This is a genomic window from Nesterenkonia natronophila (assembly GCF_003595215.1).
GTDB lineage: Bacteria > Actinomycetota > Actinomycetes > Actinomycetales > Micrococcaceae > Nesterenkonia > Nesterenkonia natronophila.
The window spans coordinates 741,665-755,815 of sequence record NZ_QYZP01000001.1; the positions used below are offsets into that span (position 1 = coordinate 741,665).

Consider the following 14,151-nt stretch of genomic DNA (forward strand, 5'->3'; position numbering starts at 1 on the left):
TCCTTTCAACAAGCCCCGGGGTGCATACCTCCGGCTTGTGCGGTGAAATGTCTTGCACGCCGGTGGTCATCAGGGCGAAATAGAATCCTATCCGCTCAGGCTAAGCTCAGGGGCAGCTGCCGGCCCGCAATACCTCTTGAGCGGCTTGCCAGCCGGTCGGCAACCTCCCGCAGGGCCTGTCCGGCGGGGGAATCAGGGGCGGATATCACCACCGGGGCGCCGTCGTCACCGGACTGCCGCAGGGCAGTGTCCAAAGGGACCGAACCCAGCAGAGGCACTGCGGTGTCCAACTGAGCACTTAGCCGATCGGCGACCAGCTGCCCTCCGCCGGAGCCGAACAGGTCAAGGACCGTCCCGTCAGGCAGTGTCAGGGGCCCCATATTTTCGATGACGCCAGCGACGTGCTGCTCCGTCTGGGTGCTGAGCGCACCGGCTCGCTCAGCGACCTCGGCTGCGGCATTCTGCGGGGTGGTGACTACCAGCAGCTCAGCCCCGGGCAGCAGCTGGGCCACAGATATGGCAATGTCGCCGGTGCCTGGGGGGAGATCCAACAGCAGTACGTCAAGGTCCCCGAAGTGCACATCAGTGAGAAACTGTTCCACCGCCCGGTGGAGCATGGGTCCCCGCCACGCCACAGCCTTGTTGCCGTCGACAAACATGCCGATTGAGATGGTCTTCACGTCGTAGGCCACCGGCGGCAGGATGAGCTCGTCAATGCGTGTGGGTTTGTCGGTGATTCCCATCAGGCCCGGCACCGAGAACCCGTGCACATCGGCGTCGACGATTCCCACCTTGAGTCCCTGGGCGGCCAGCGCGCAGGCAAGGTTGACGGTGACCGTTGATTTTCCGACCCCGCCCTTTCCGGAAGCCACGGCGTAGACCTGGGTAAGCGAATCCGGTTGGGCGAACCGGTTCACCTTCTCCCCGTGGCCGTCGCGCAGCTGTTCCTTCAGCGCAGCGCGCTGTTCCGGGGTCATCACATCCAGGTGCACCTGAGCTGTGCTGATTCCCTCGGCGCGCACCGCGGCCGCACTGACGTCCTCGACGATCCGGCTGCGCATGGGGCACGCCTCAGTAGTGAGCTTCACCGTGATCTCGGCGGTGCCGGCAGCGTCAACCTTGACCTCCCCGACCATGCCGAGCTGCGTGATGGGGACACGGAGCTCAGGGTCTAGGACGTCGTCGAGCCGGCGACGGACTCGTTCGGCAGCAGCTGATTCTGACACCTCTCCAGTCTAGTAGGGGGACAATGGGGACTATGGCAACTCTCCCTATACACACCGGTGCCCTGCCCCGAGGCGAACTGCTGGGGCGCTACCGCTCCTACGAGGACGCGCAGAAGGTCGTGGACCATTTGGTCGCGGACCATGATTTCGACGTGAAGGCGCTGACGATAGTCGGCAATGATCTTCGGTCAGTGGAGAAGGTCCGGGCTCGGCTCAGCTATCCGCGGGTGGCAGGTACGGGAGCGCTGCAGGGCGCACTCTTCGGCGCCTTCATGGGTTTGCTGCTGATGCTGTTCGCCCCGGAGGCTCCGCTGCTGAATCTGGCGATGGCCGTGCTGATGGGTATGGCGATCTGGATGATCATCGGGGTGGTGAGCTTCGCCGCCCGACGCGGCACCCGTGGGTTTGTCTCCGCCTCCCAGCTGACCGCGACCACCTACGACGTCGTTTGTGATTTCCAGGTGGCGCAGCGGGCGCGCCAATTGGTGCCCGGAGCAGGGGTCACCAGTCTCAACGCTTTGAATGACCCCACTGGGCAACGTTCTGCGCTCTCAACACCAGCGCGGGACGCCAGTACACATGAGGCCGCTGCGCAGACCAGGGGGCAGCCCACAGCGCAGCCGCTTGGGCCGAATTCGACCTCGCCGCCTGCAGAGGCACCCTCGACCCAGGTGCAGAGTCACGAGAAGCAGGCACAGTCATTGGAGGAAAACGCGGCATCCCCCGGAAGGTCTGAGACGGCCGACCACGCTGAGCGCACCGGCGCTGCCCAGCAGTGGCAGCAGCCCGACGGAAGACCCCGCTACGGCGTTCGACTGGACGATGCACAGCAGCAGAGCCAGAGGGTTGCAGAGGAGCCGGACCCGGACCCCGCCGAGGGATCCGCGGATCGCCAGTCGGAGCGCACGTCCGCTCCTGACGAGGAGAACACCCGAGCCTGAGAGCAACGCAGGTGTGGGATAAATTCCTGTACCTTTGAGCTATGACAACATTTCCTTCGGCAGAGAGTGCCTCATGCGCTGATTCTTTTGGTGGGTCTGCCGCGCCGGTCACTGTGTTCGGGCCAGACTTCCCCTTCGGTTATGACGCGTGGGTGAAAGCCCCCACAGGTCTCGGCGTTCTCCCGGCGGAGGCCCTGGGTCGAGAAGTGGCCGTCATCGGCGGCGGGATCGCTGGATTGGTGGCGGCCTACGAGCTGATGCGGCTAGGACTGCGACCTGTGGTCTACGAGGCCGAGCGGCTGGGCGGGCGACTCAGGTCAGAGCGCTTCCCCTTGCCGACAGCGCACGACGACGGAGCGAGCTCCGACGGCAGCAGTGAAGCCGTTGCTGAGCTTGGAGGGATGCGGTTTCCCGTCTCCTCGACCAGCTTCTACCATTATCTCGAGCTCCTCGGGCTACGGACCGAGCCCTTCCCCAACCCGCTCACCGAAGCTGCAGGAAGCACGGTGATCGATCTCGGCGGGGAGACCTGGTACGCGGAAACCCTCGCTGACCTCCCCGACCTCTTCAAAGAGGTAGCCGAAGCCTGGGACGCGGCATTGGAGCGGGAGTTCGGCCTCAGCGGCCTGCAGGAAGCGATTCGCACTCGGGATGCCCAGACTTTGAAGTCGCTGTGGAACAAGATTGTTGCCGCGTGGGATGAGACGAGTTTCTACGAGTTCGTCTCACGGGCCGAGGAGTTCGCAGATCTCTCCTTCCGACACCGCGAGGTGTTCGGCCAGGTAGGTTTCGGCACCGGGGGGTGGGACTCCGACTTCGCCAACTCCATGCTGGAGATCCTGCGTGTAGTCGTCACTGAGTGCGACTCCCACCAGGAGCTCGTGGTCGGCGGAGTCGAACAGCTGCCTGTGGGCCTGTGGAACCGTGCCGTGAATGACAGCCCCCGTTGGCCGAAGGGCACCACACTTGCCAGCCTGCACACCCCCAGGCCCGACCCCTCGGAGGCTTCACGGACCGGAACGCCGCGCGGGGCCGTCGCCTCACTGCGCCGGCTCGCGGATGGCCGGATTGCCGTGACAGAAACCTCCGGGGAGGTCTGCAGCTATGACGCGGTGCTCGCCACCTGTCAGAGCTGGCTGCTCACCACCGAAATCGACTGCGACGAGAGCCTGTTCTCGCAGAGCCTGTGGATGGCGTTGGATCGTACTCGGTATATGCAGTCCTCAAAGACCTTCGTAGCCGTGGATCACTCGTTTTGGAAAGAGATCGACCCGCACACCGGACGGCAGGTGATGAGCATGACGCTGACCGACCGGCTCACGCGTGGGACCTACCTCTTCGACAACGGGCCGGACCAGCCTGGGGTCATCTGCCTGACCTACTCGTGGATGTCCGATGCGCTGAAGATGCTGCCCTACAGTGCGGAGAAACGCGCAGAACTGGCAATTCGGGCGCTGGAGAAGATCTACCCCGGTCTGGACATCCGCAGTCACATCATTGGTGAGCCGGTGACCGTCTCCTGGGAATCCAATCCCTACTTCCTGGGCGCATTCAAAGGCGCACTGCCCGGACACTACCGCTACAATCACCGCATGTACGGGCACTTCATGCAGGAGGACATGCCGGACTCCGAACGCGGCATCTTCTTGGCTGGTGACAGCATCTCGTTCACCCCTGCGTGGGCTGAGGGGGCCGTACAGACAGCTCTGAACGCAGTGTGGGGAATTCTCACCCACTTCGGTGGACGCACCCATCCTGAAAATCCCGGGCCAGGGGATCGCTACCCTGAACTCGGTCCAGTGGAGCTTCCGGAATGAGTTCGATACTCCGACTCGCTCTGGGCCAGGTCCCACCACGCACCGGCGCCAAGGTGGAGAACCTTCACACCATGGATGAACTGGCCGCTGCGGCCAGCGACGCCGGGGCAGACGTGTTGATCCTGCCGGAGATGTTTCTGACCGGCTACGTCCTGGGCAGGGCCCAGACTGTTGCGCTGGCAGAATTTGCGAACGGTCCTTCGGCGCAGAAGGTGGCTGCCATCGCAAGGGACCACCAAGTGGCCATCATCTACGGTTACCCGGAGGAAGATGACGCCGGGCGAATCTTCAACACCGTCGGGTTCACCGATTCCGACGGTGTGCGGATGCTTGACTACCGGAAACTGCACTACTTCGGCGACGTGGACCGCGAACAGTTCGACACCCAGCCGGTAGACCCAGTCCAGGGGAGCACCGGTGGGGCGACCGGTGAGGGCCAGCTGTCCGCCTGCCCTGTGGTGCCCTGGCGAGAGTGGCGGCTGGGAGTAGCAATCTGCTACGACATCGAATTCCCAGAAGTGGCACGGGGGCTGGCCCTCCACGGCGCAGACATCATCTGCGTGCCGACCGCCAATATGGCCGCCTACGACCACGTGCAGCAGATACTTCTGCCAGCGCGCGCACTTGAGAACCAGGTCTACCTTGCCTACGCGAACTACTGCGGGGAGGACTCAAGGTTCCGTTACGGCGGACTCAGCTGTGTCATAGGCCCCGACGGCGCCGTGCAAAGCCGTGCAGGGCGCGAGGAGGAACTCGTGATCTGCGAGATCAGCCGCGAAACCTTGGCGGCCTCACGGTTGCAGAACCCCTACCTGCGGGATCGGCGGTTCGATCTCCACCCCCGTCCTGACGATCCGGACTGGGGAGCGCCGAGTTGAGATACTCTGAGCAGATGGCAGGTGCTGGAACACACGACGCGATCGACGCAGCCATTCTCCGGGAACTCTCCCGGGATGCCCGCACCACTCTGTCCCAGTTGTCCGAGAGAGCAGGCCTCTCCGTCTCAGCAGTTCAGGGGCGAGTCCGCCGTTTGGAGACCAAGGGTGTCATCCGCGGCTATAAGGCTGAACTGTCCCCGGAGGCGCTGGGCAAGCCGCTCTCGGCCTTCATCGAAATCACACCGCTGGACCCAGCTCAAGCCGATGACGCACCCCAGCGGCTGGAGCACCTCGAAGCCATCGAAGCCTGCCACTCGGTGGCCGGCGACGCAAGCTACATGCTCTTCGTCCGCGTGCCCACGCCCCGCGACCTCGAAGCACTGATCCGCGACATCCGCCAGGCAGCCTCGGTCAACACCCGCACCACCGTAGTGCTCCAGACCTTTTTTGAGGGCAGACCGATCACCGTTCCCGCTCCGGAGGCTTTGCCGGATCAGCTGTCCTGAAGCGTGGCGATCCTGACCGGTGCGGTGATCAGCAGCATGCCCTGACCCCGCCCCGGCCGGTTGAGCCGCCCCTGGTTCAGATCGCCTTGATCCTCAAGTTCTCATTCTGGCGGGCCTTGATCATCTGCACCGCAAGGACTGCCAGCACCATGCCCAGACCTATCAGGTCATAGAGCAGGTTTGTGTTGAGCATCATGATTGCTCCGGCAGCGATGATCGGTCGCAGATACCAGGACATCGGCTCCATGAAGTGACCTTCGAGGGCGATGGAGAGCAGCAGTACGGCGACGATGGCGGACGTCACCACCCAGACGCCATCGATGAAGCTGACATCGCGCAGCAGCAGGTCCGGGTTGAACACGAAGATGTAAGGGATGACGATGCCGGCACCGGCGAGCTTGAACGCCGCTCCGCCGGTGGCCATCGGCCGGCCCCCGGACACCCCGGCTGCGGCAAAGGCTGCAAGCGCCACGGGCGGAGTGATATTGGCAAAAAGCCCGAAGTAGAACACGAACAGGTGGGCGACCAACGGCTCGACGCCAAGCTGTGTCAGCGCCGGGGCTGCCATCGTGGCGGTGACGATGTAAGCCGGGATAGAAGGAAGCCCCATGCCCAATACCAAGCAAGCGATCATTGTGAAGAACAGCGTCCAGAACAGCACGCCGCCGGAAAGTTGCACGATGGCAGAGGCCAGAGTCACGCCGAAGCCGGAGATGGTCACTACTCCGACGATGATGCCGACTGACGCACAGGCCACTGCGACCCCGATCGCCGAGCGGGTCCCGTCCTCCAGGGCTTGGAGGATATCCCGGAAGTTCATGCGGCTGGTTTTGCGCAATGTGGCGCAGGCAATTGTGACCAGGATGGTCAGGAGTGCCGAGTAGAGGATGGTGCGGCCCGAGAAGAACAGCATATAGAGCAGGAAGACCAGTGGGAGGAGCATATGGCCGCGCTCTTTGAGCACGGTCAGCACGGCCGGCAGGTTGTCCTTGGAGATCCCTTTCAAACCCAGACGGGTTGCACGCAGGTGAATCTGGGCGATGAGGCTGATATAATACAGCATCGCGGGGACAATAGCTGCCAGCGCGACCGTGGTGTAGGGCACCCCGATGGTCTCGGCCATGATGAACGCGGCGGCGCCCATGATGGGCGGCAGGATCTGTCCGCCCACCGAAGATGAGGCTTCCACGGCCCCGGAGAAGTTCTTGCTGTAACCGACCTTCTTCATGAGCGGGATGGTGAAGGCTCCGGTGGAGACCACGTTGGCGATTGCCGAACCGTTGATCGAGCCCATCAGGCCCGAGGCCAAGGTGGCCACCTTGGCGGGCCCCCCACGAGTCTGTCCCGCGATCGCCAGAGCAAGGTCGTTGAACAGTTGACTCATCCCGGACTTCGCCAGGAAAGCGCCGAACAGAATGAACAGAATGATATAGGTGGAGGAGACACCGATGGCAGTGCCGTAGATCCCCTCAGTCGTAGCGAAGAACTGGTAGGACAGAGTGTCCCAGTCGAAACCGCGGTGGCGCAGCAGCCCGGGCATATCGCGGCCAAACATGCCGAAGAGGATGAACAGGATCGCGAGGATCGGCAGAGCCCAGCCCGTCACGCGGCGTGCGGCTTCGAGGACGAGGACGACCAGAAGAGTGGCCACCAGCGCATCGGTCGCAGTGAATCGGCCGGCCTGGAGCACCAACTGTTGGTAGTTCAGCCAGATGTAGAGCCAAGGAACCAGTGAGAGCAGGGCCAGCGCCGCGTCGGGGATCCGCCACCAGTTTGCTTTGCTCCGGCGTGTGGGTGGGTACAGCAAGAACACCAGGAACAGCATGAGGCTGACGTGCAATGCGCGGTGGATCAGGGTGGGAGGGGCGCCGAAATACGCCGTGTACATGTGGTAGACGGCGGTGAAGACCGCCACTGCACTGATGACTAGGGCCAACGGCCTCCAGTGTGTCTCTCTGATGCGGGACTCGGCGTCATACTTCGCAGCGGCCTCGGAAGCTTGCTTCTCCTGGGCTCGCCGATCCTCCTCGGAATCGGGGACCAGCGTCAACGGTTCGCGCCCTGAGGTGTCGGTGTCTGTCTCTGCCGCACGATCCTCTGGGTGCTCACCTGAGTTCCCAGTAGTCGTCCTTGCGTCCCTGCTCATCTGGGCCTCAGTTCTATGGGTTCGCGGTCGGGCAACTCGTCGGGGTCTATGAGATCAGTGTCGCCGTCGACGCCGATCCGGTAGCCCACCCGGTGCGAGTGAATCCAACCGATAGCTTCGAAGGGACGGTCGATATTCTCGATCACTATCTTGCCGTCTTGGAAGGTGAGGTCCCCCTCATCCAAGGGCATTCCGGCTCCGTACTCTTCAAATTCGGTGCTGATCAGCATCAGTCGTTCTCCGTCGAAACGATACCTGTCCGTCCAACGGGACAACTCGATGGAGTGCAGCCAGGAGTGAGTGATGATCGCGCCGAGCTTGATATTCAGTTCTGCATACACTTCGCCTGTGCGTTGATGCTGGCAGAGCAGTCGGTGCCCCTGCTCCTCGGCACATCCGGTGACCAAGGCCAGCGCGGAGGAGGCAACTGCCGCACGCAGCAGCTGCCGCCTCCGCAGAGGCACTGAGAGAAGTAGCGCAGACCGGGTCGGACTACTACTCGTCGGCGTCCTCGTCACTGCCTTCATCGGTCTCGACGCCCTGCTCCTCGTAGTACCGCTCAGCGCCGGGGTGCAGGGGGATCACCAAACCGTCGGTGGCGGTGTCCAAGGTGATGTTCTCCGCCTCGGCATGGGAGCCATGGATACGATCAATGTTGTCGAACAGCGTGGCCGTGATGTCGTAGACCGCATCTTCACTGAGCTCGGAGTTGACGATCAGGTGGTTGGTCACGCTGACGGTCTCAACATCGGAGTCGTCATCGTAGGTGTCCGCTGGGATCGTGGCTTCCTGGAAGAACTCGTACTCAGAGAGCAGGTTCTCCCGGCCATCGCCATCGATCGGCACAGTGCTGAAGTCCGTATTGGTGGCCAGCTCGGTCAGCGATGGGTTAGGCAGACCAGAGGTCGCAAACAGCGCGTCGATGTGCCCGTTGGCCATCTGGTCAGTAGCCTCAGCGTAGGAGAGGTAGTCCTCGTTCACGTCGTCGTAGCTCATGTCATAAGCACCGAGCACCATCTGAGCGTTGAGCTCTACGCCGGACCCGACGTCCCCTACAGCCACATTTGCCCCGGCCAGGTCCTCCACGGACTCGATGCCAGAACCATCACGGGCAATCAGCTGCACGGTGTTGGGGTACATCGTCATGATCGCCATCAGACCCTCGCGCGGGTCATCCTCGAACGGTCCGGACCCCTCCAACGCTTGGACGGTGGCGTCCCCCATGGTCATGGCCAATTCGGCATTGTCATCGGTGATGAGGTTGATGTTCTCGGCAGATGCGCCAGTGGCCTGCACTGAGGTGTCTGAACCGAGTTCCTCAGCCAGCACATCGGACATCGTGGCGCCGATCTGGTAATACACGCCGGATGAGCCGCCAGTGGCCATAGTCAGGAATTCGGCGTCCGTATCGCCGACCTCCTCCTCTGCACCCTCAGCTGCTCCGTCTTCTCCGTTGCCATCGTCGCCGCATGCTGACAACAGCAGCGCACTGGCAGCCAATACCGCACCTGCGGATGTCAAACGTCCTCGTCTTACTAACATGGTGCTCCTCTAACTTTTGTGGCGCGTTGTTTCCTGTTGTAGTTCGTGAGCCATCTTACTTTGAACCTCCTTTTGAGAGGGACAAGACGATGGCGTGCTGATGCTACGTCCAATCGAGACGTGCGCAGTCGATGCGATCTCGCACCCCGTGCAGGATGATGGCGAGGTGTGACGCGCGTTTCACCGTACAGTGTTGCATGCAACAAGCCCATCGGCGTACGTTGACCTGAGAATCTCATGGGTGAGCTGCGGTCTGCTGTCGGCTGGGACACCCGCATACAAGCGTGAAGGAGTGTTGATGAGCCTGGGCCGAGTAGCCGTCATCGGAGGAGGGATCATCGGGCTGGCCGTTGCCCGGGAGCTCCTGGACCGCCGCCCCGGTTCGGAAGTGGTCGTCTATGAGAAGGAGGACCGCGTCGCTGCGCACCAGACCGGCCGCAATAGCGGTGTAGTCCACGCGGGCCTGTACTACACCCCAGGCGGACTCAAAGCCCGGTTATGCCGTCGTGGCGTCGGTCTGCTCCAGGAGTTCGCCCGAACTCACGGAGTCAGCTATCAGGAGTGTGGCAAGATCGTGGTGGCCAAGGACCAGGTGGAACTGGAGCGGCTCAAGAACATCTACCACCGGGCCACCGCCAACGGCGTGCCGGGGATCCGAATGATCGGTCCGGATGAGATTTCAGAGGTCGAACCGGCTGCGGTGGGCCTGGCGGCCCTGCATTCTCCGACCACAGCGATCGCAGATTTCGCCGGTGTGGCCGAGGCGTTGTCGCGAGAGATTACAGCGAGTGGGGGAGAGGTGCGGCTCTCGACTGAGGTCCGGAGCATTTCGGAGGGCGCGGCGTCGTCGGCCTCTTCCGCTCGTGGTGCTGTCAGGGTTTCCGCCGAGTCTGCGGGCACAAAAGGCGGCTCACCAAAGATTGATCACTTTGATCTGGTGATCACCTGCGCCGGCACCCAGTCGGACAGACTCGCCCGAGGCAGTGGGGAGGACGCTTTTCCCAAGATCGTGCCCTTCTATGGTGACTACTTCATGTTGTCAGAACAAAAGGCGGCCCAAGTCAACGGCCTGATCTATCCCGTGCCTGATCCGCAGTACCCATTCCTGGGGGTGCACATCACCCGGCGCTACGATGGAGAGGTCATGCTGGGTCCCAATGCGTTTCTCGCTCTGGGCAGGGAGCACTACAGCAGGCTTGGGCTCAATCCGCGGGATGTGTTGGAGGTTGTGAGCAGCCCAGGTTTCTGGAAGTTCGCGTCCAAGAACATCCCGGCGGCGATCCGCGAGACCCGCACCGCGATGAGCAAGCGCGTTTTCGTCGGGGAGGCCAACAAGTATATGCCCGGCATAGCGCTCAGCGACGTCACTCGGGGGTCACGGGGCATTCGCGCTCAGGCGATGAATGCCGATGGGAGCCTCGTGGACGACTTCGTCATCACCGGTTCTGCCCGTCTGGTGCATGTGCGCAACGCGCCCTCTCCGGCGGCGACCAGCGCTCTGGCTATTGCCGAGCACATCGTCTCTCAGGCCCTGCGCGAAGAGCACACTGTGTGAGGCGCTGCTGGAGCTGGAACACAGTGGAGTGTTCGGCCCGGGCGGACGCTCGGCCGCACACCCATCAGGGTCCCGGCCCTCAACCCTGAAGTTTGGCGATCCAGCCTTCCACGGCCTCTGGAGTGCGGGGAAGCGCACTGGAGAGGTTCTCGGCGCCGTCCTCGGTGACCAGCACATCATCCTCAATCCGAATGCCGATGCCGCGGTACTCCTCCGGCACTGCGAGATCCTCCTCCTTGAAGTAGAGCCCCGGCTCAATGGTGAAGACCATTCCCGGCTCCAGAATCCCATCCAGGTACAGGTCCCTTTTGGCCTGTGCGCAGTCATGGACGTCCAGCCCCAGGTGATGACTGGTCCCATGCGGCATCCATCGCCGGTGATGCTGACCCTCAGGTGAGAGCGCCTCCTCCAGCGGCACCGGCAGCAGACCCCACTGATCCAGGTGCTCGGCCAAGACAGTCACGGCCGCCTGATGGATCTCCCGGAACTGGATTCCGGGCTTGACGATGTCGAAAGCTGCATCAGCGGCAGCCAGAACCGCCTCGTAGACCCTCCGCTGCACAGACGTGAACGTCCCGGAGACCGGGATGGTGCGGGTGAGGTCCGCGGTGTACAACGAATCAGCTTCGACCCCGGCATCGAGCAGCAGCAGCTCCCCGGGCTCAATCCGGTCATGATTGCGGATCCAGTGCAGGACGGTGGCGTTGTTACCCGACGCCGCAATGGTGTCGTATCCCAGGTCATTGCCCTCCAACCGCGCTCGGGCGAAGAAGGCCCCCTCCACAATCCGCTCACCACGGTCGTGGCCGACGGCGCGGGGCAGGGCGCGCACCACATCCTCAAACCCGGCGATTGTCGCGTGTACCGAGTGCCGCATCTGGTCGACCTCCCATTCGTCCTTCACCAGGCGCAGTTCGGAGCAGAATTCCGTGAGCTCCGCGTCCAGCGCATCAGAAGCCTCCAGATCCACCCCGGTGTTGATCCGGGAGGTGTCCACCAGCGCCTCCACGTTCAGGTCGACCTCGCGCAGCAGCCTAATGCGGGTTCCTCCGATCTCTACCGCGCCGGCGTTCTTGGTCACGGCGGGCTCCAGCTCACCGAGATCCTTGGCTCGAATCCCTAGCCGTTGTTCGAACTCCTCCAGCCCCGGCCGCGGCCCGATCCAGAACTCTCCGTAGCGGGAGTCCGAGTAGAACTCCTCAGTGGAGCGTCCGGCCATGGGCTTGAAGTACAGGGTGACCTCGTGGTCGCCACCGTCGTCACCAGTGCCGGGCTCCACCGGTTCGAACACCAGCACTGCGTTGGGTTCGTGATCAACGCCCAGGCCGGTGAGGTGGGCGAAGGCTGAGTGGGGCCGGAAGCGGTAGTCGGTGTCGTTGGAGCGCACCTTCAGGGGGCCGGCGGGAACCACCACGCGCTCGCCGGAGAACCGCTCGGATACCGCCCGACGACGACTGGGGGAATACTCAGCGACCGCATCGGGGGCGTGGGTGCTCGTCGCCGACTCGGCCCAGTGGGAGGCCATGAACTGTTTGAAGGCCGCTGACTGCGGGCGCTGCGATCGGTTGTTGACCCGGTCTTTGAGCTGCTGGGCGTCCTGGCTGGTGTGCTCTTCGGATGTCATGAGTTTCAGTCTAAGTGCCGACTCTCGGCTTGGCATGAGGTGAGCTGGATACAGTAATAAGATGAGCTTTGACCTGCATACGCACTCCACGGCATCTGACGGAACAGAGCCTCCGGCGCATGTGGTGGCTGAGGCGGCTCGTGCCGGCGTGGCTGGCTTGGCGCTGACCGACCACGATTCCAGCGCCGGTTGGGCCGAAGCTCGGGCGGAAGCTCTCAAGCAGGGACTGGCGTTCATTCCGGGGATGGAGGTCACCTCTAAGACCGCCAATGTCAGTGTGCACATGCTCAGCTACCTCCACGATCCGGAGCACCCGGGGATGATGGAGATCAACGCTGCCGCACGCGGTGGCCGGATGGAGCGGGCTAAACGCATCTGCGACCGGCTTTCCGAAGACTTTCCGGTGACTTGGGAGCTGGTGCTGGAACACATACGGGCCGACACTTCGATCGGCCGTCCGCACCTGGCTGATGCTCTGGTAGCAGCTGGGGTGGTTTCCAGCCGGAGTGAGGCTTTCAACAAGTACCTGCACCGCGGAACCAAGTATTTCGTCGATCAGGAGAACCCGCATCCCGTGGATGTCGTGCAGCGGATCCGGGCCGCCGGTGGAGTGCCGATCATCGCCCACGCCATGGCTGGCGCTCGCGGAGGTACGCTGAGCCGCGCTGAGTTGGAGGAGCTCGTTGATGCCGGGTTGTGCGGGGTGGAGGTCTACCACCGCGACAATCCGGAACCGGGACGCCAGCTGCTGCTGGACCTTGCGGCACGGCACGATCTCATCATCACCGGATCCTCTGACTACCACGGCGTCCGCGGCAAACCGAACCTGTTGGGGGAGAACACGACTGAGGCTGAGCAGGTGGTGCGAATTCTGGAGCTCGGCGCCGGGAGCCCAGCGGTAGGCCCGCTGCCCAGTTAGCGTGTGCTCCGGTTCACAGGGTGCTCTAGACTCTTCAATCATGAGCACGGCACCGGTTTCCGAACCCACCAGAGCCAAACGGCTTCCGCGCGAGAAGCGCCGCCTTCAGCTGTTGGAGTGCGCGCTCCAAGTATTCGTAGCCAAGGGTTTTCACGCTGCCTCGATGGACGACATCGCGGAGGCTGCTGCTGTCTCCAAACCTGTGCTGTACCAACACTTTCCGGGCAAGCATGAGCTCTTCTTAGATCTGCTGGACACCCATCTGGGCCAGCTGCAGCACGAACTCACCACAGTGCTCGCAGAGGAGGAGACGAACAAAGGACGCGTCTCCGGGACGATCACCGCCTTCTACGAGTTCATCGCTCGGAAGGATGAGGCGTACCGGCTGATCTTCTCCTCCGGGATGGACAATGACGACGACGTCACTGAACGTCTCGAGCGGTTCCATGACGATATGGCAGGGGCCATCGCGGAGGTTATTGCCGATGACACCGGCCAGCCGATGGCAGAAGCCACCATGCTCGGTCATGGGCTGTTGGGCATGGCAACAGCCGCGGCCCGGCACTGGTCGATGCTCTCCGAAAGGCCTGACCTGGAGACTTCTGCGCAGCTGACAGCTCGTTTGGCCTGGAGAGGAATATCCGGATTCCCTAAAGAATCCGAGAGCTGGTAAAAGGTAGGATGGGAAGTCAAACTTGTACTGCGGCGTCGTCGTGCTCTCTTTCAGAGTGATCCGGCGCTGAACCCGAACCAAGGAGTGGCATGGAAGTACGCATCGGAGTCCAGAACGTTGCCCGGGAGATCGTCGTCGAGACAGACGCAACTGCCGAGGATGTTCAGAAGGCTGTCGCCGAGGCAATCGAAAAGTCCACGCCGCTGCTGAGCCTCACCGACCGCCGCGACAAGACCGTGGTGGTGCCGGTGAACTCCATCGGATACGTGGAGATCGGCTCTGACACCAAACAGACGGTGGGTTTCGCCGCCGTCGCTGAGTGAA

Annotated in this window: 13 protein-coding genes; 8 read left to right on the top strand and 5 right to left on the bottom strand. The window is 62.8% G+C overall.

All coding sequences use genetic code 11. The features are described 5' to 3' along the window. Nucleotides 1-95: 95 nt before the first annotated feature. Nucleotides 96-1,226 (bottom strand): Mrp/NBP35 family ATP-binding protein, encoded by a 1,131-nt coding sequence (locus tag D3250_RS03465; protein WP_225973107.1) that lies wholly within the window; start codon nt 1,224-1,226, stop codon nt 96-98. A 32-nt stretch (nt 1,227-1,258) separates the two neighbouring features. Between D3250_RS03465 and D3250_RS03470 the strand changes: the two genes are divergently transcribed. The 4 genes from D3250_RS03470 to D3250_RS03485 are packed head-to-tail and all read left to right on the top strand — an operon-like array spanning nt 1,259 to nt 5,368. Next, nucleotides 1,259-2,167 (top strand): general stress protein, encoded by a 909-nt coding sequence (locus tag D3250_RS03470; protein WP_119901929.1) that lies wholly within the window; start codon nt 1,259-1,261, stop codon nt 2,165-2,167. Nucleotides 2,168-2,208: 41 nt separating this feature from the next. After that, nucleotides 2,209-3,984, top strand: coding sequence for a flavin monoamine oxidase family protein (locus tag D3250_RS03475; protein ID WP_119901930.1), 1,776 nt, complete (start codon nt 2,209-2,211; stop codon nt 3,982-3,984). Then, the gene (locus tag D3250_RS03480; protein ID WP_119901931.1) at nt 3,981-4,862 is read left to right on the top strand and encodes a carbon-nitrogen hydrolase family protein; all 882 of its coding nucleotides are present in this window, start codon (nt 3,981-3,983) and stop codon (nt 4,860-4,862) included. Before D3250_RS03475 ends, D3250_RS03480 begins: the two co-directional genes overlap by 4 nt. A gap of 14 nt (nt 4,863-4,876) precedes the next feature. Beyond that, nucleotides 4,877-5,368, top strand: a complete 492-nt coding sequence (locus D3250_RS03485; protein ID WP_119901932.1) for an Lrp/AsnC family transcriptional regulator — start codon at nt 4,877-4,879, stop codon at nt 5,366-5,368. A 76-nt stretch (nt 5,369-5,444) separates the two neighbouring features. On the opposite strand, the gene D3250_RS03490 is transcribed toward D3250_RS03485, so the two are convergent. Genes D3250_RS03490 through D3250_RS03500 form a run of 3 tightly spaced genes read right to left on the bottom strand, consistent with a single transcriptional unit; the run spans nt 5,445 to nt 9,035 of the window. Continuing rightward, nucleotides 5,445-7,514 carry a TRAP transporter permease gene (locus D3250_RS03490; RefSeq protein ID WP_119901933.1) on the bottom strand — a complete coding sequence of 690 codons (2,070 nt, stop codon included), beginning with the start codon at nt 7,512-7,514 and terminating at the stop codon, nt 5,445-5,447. After that, nucleotides 7,511-7,978: a DUF1850 domain-containing protein gene (locus D3250_RS03495; RefSeq protein ID WP_158583057.1), complete on the bottom strand. Its 468-nt coding sequence runs from the start codon at nt 7,976-7,978 to the stop codon at nt 7,511-7,513. Before D3250_RS03495 ends, D3250_RS03490 begins: the two co-directional genes overlap by 4 nt. Nucleotides 7,979-8,009: 31 nt before the next feature. After that, the gene (locus D3250_RS03500; protein ID WP_264080517.1) at nt 8,010-9,035 is read right to left on the bottom strand and encodes a TAXI family TRAP transporter solute-binding subunit; all 1,026 of its coding nucleotides are present in this window, start codon (nt 9,033-9,035) and stop codon (nt 8,010-8,012) included. Nucleotides 9,036-9,354: 319 nt separating this feature from the next. Between D3250_RS03500 and lhgD the strand changes: the two genes are divergently transcribed. Further along, nucleotides 9,355-10,611, top strand: a complete 1,257-nt coding sequence (gene lhgD / locus D3250_RS03505; RefSeq protein ID WP_119901936.1) for an L-2-hydroxyglutarate dehydrogenase — start codon at nt 9,355-9,357, stop codon at nt 10,609-10,611. Nucleotides 10,612-10,690: 79 nt separating this feature from the next. Here the strand turns inward: lhgD and D3250_RS03510 are convergent, their stop codons facing one another. Further along, the gene (locus tag D3250_RS03510) at nt 10,691-12,235 is read right to left on the bottom strand and encodes an aminopeptidase P family protein (RefSeq protein ID WP_119901937.1); all 1,545 of its coding nucleotides are present in this window, start codon (nt 12,233-12,235) and stop codon (nt 10,691-10,693) included. Between the two features lie 61 nt (nt 12,236-12,296). Between D3250_RS03510 and D3250_RS03515 the strand changes: the two genes are divergently transcribed. From D3250_RS03515 to D3250_RS03525, 3 genes are all read left to right on the top strand, one after another. Beyond that, nucleotides 12,297-13,154 (top strand): PHP domain-containing protein, encoded by an 858-nt coding sequence (locus D3250_RS03515; protein ID WP_119901938.1) that lies wholly within the window; start codon nt 12,297-12,299, stop codon nt 13,152-13,154. A 40-nt stretch (nt 13,155-13,194) separates the two neighbouring features. After that, nucleotides 13,195-13,827, top strand: coding sequence for a TetR/AcrR family transcriptional regulator (locus tag D3250_RS03520; protein ID WP_119902278.1), 633 nt, complete (start codon nt 13,195-13,197; stop codon nt 13,825-13,827). 89 nt (nt 13,828-13,916) lie between these two features. Continuing rightward, entirely contained in the window at nt 13,917-14,150 is a 234-nt protein-coding gene (locus D3250_RS03525) for a DUF3107 domain-containing protein (RefSeq protein WP_119901939.1), read from the top strand. Nucleotide 14,151: the final 1 nt, after the last annotated feature.

Coding starts and splice junctions, on each gene's coding strand:
- D3250_RS03480 (WP_119901931.1), top strand. CDS start 3,981: ATGAGTTCGATACTCCGACTCGCTCTGGGCCAGGTCCCACCACGCACC.
- D3250_RS03520 (WP_119902278.1), top strand. CDS start 13,195: ATGAGCACGGCACCGGTTTCCGAACCCACCAGAGCCAAACGGCTTCCG.
- D3250_RS03485 (WP_119901932.1), top strand. CDS start 4,877: ATGGCAGGTGCTGGAACACACGACGCGATCGACGCAGCCATTCTCCGG.
- D3250_RS03470 (WP_119901929.1), top strand. CDS start 1,259: ATGGCAACTCTCCCTATACACACCGGTGCCCTGCCCCGAGGCGAACTG.
- D3250_RS03475 (WP_119901930.1), top strand. CDS start 2,209: ATGACAACATTTCCTTCGGCAGAGAGTGCCTCATGCGCTGATTCTTTT.
- D3250_RS03515 (WP_119901938.1), top strand. CDS start 12,297: ATGAGCTTTGACCTGCATACGCACTCCACGGCATCTGACGGAACAGAG.
- D3250_RS03525 (WP_119901939.1), top strand. CDS start 13,917: ATGGAAGTACGCATCGGAGTCCAGAACGTTGCCCGGGAGATCGTCGTC.
- D3250_RS03510 (WP_119901937.1), bottom strand. CDS start 12,235: ATGACATCCGAAGAGCACACCAGCCAGGACGCCCAGCAGCTCAAAGAC.
- lhgD (WP_119901936.1), top strand. CDS start 9,355: ATGAGCCTGGGCCGAGTAGCCGTCATCGGAGGAGGGATCATCGGGCTG.
- D3250_RS03490 (WP_119901933.1), bottom strand. CDS start 7,514: ATGAGCAGGGACGCAAGGACGACTACTGGGAACTCAGGTGAGCACCCA.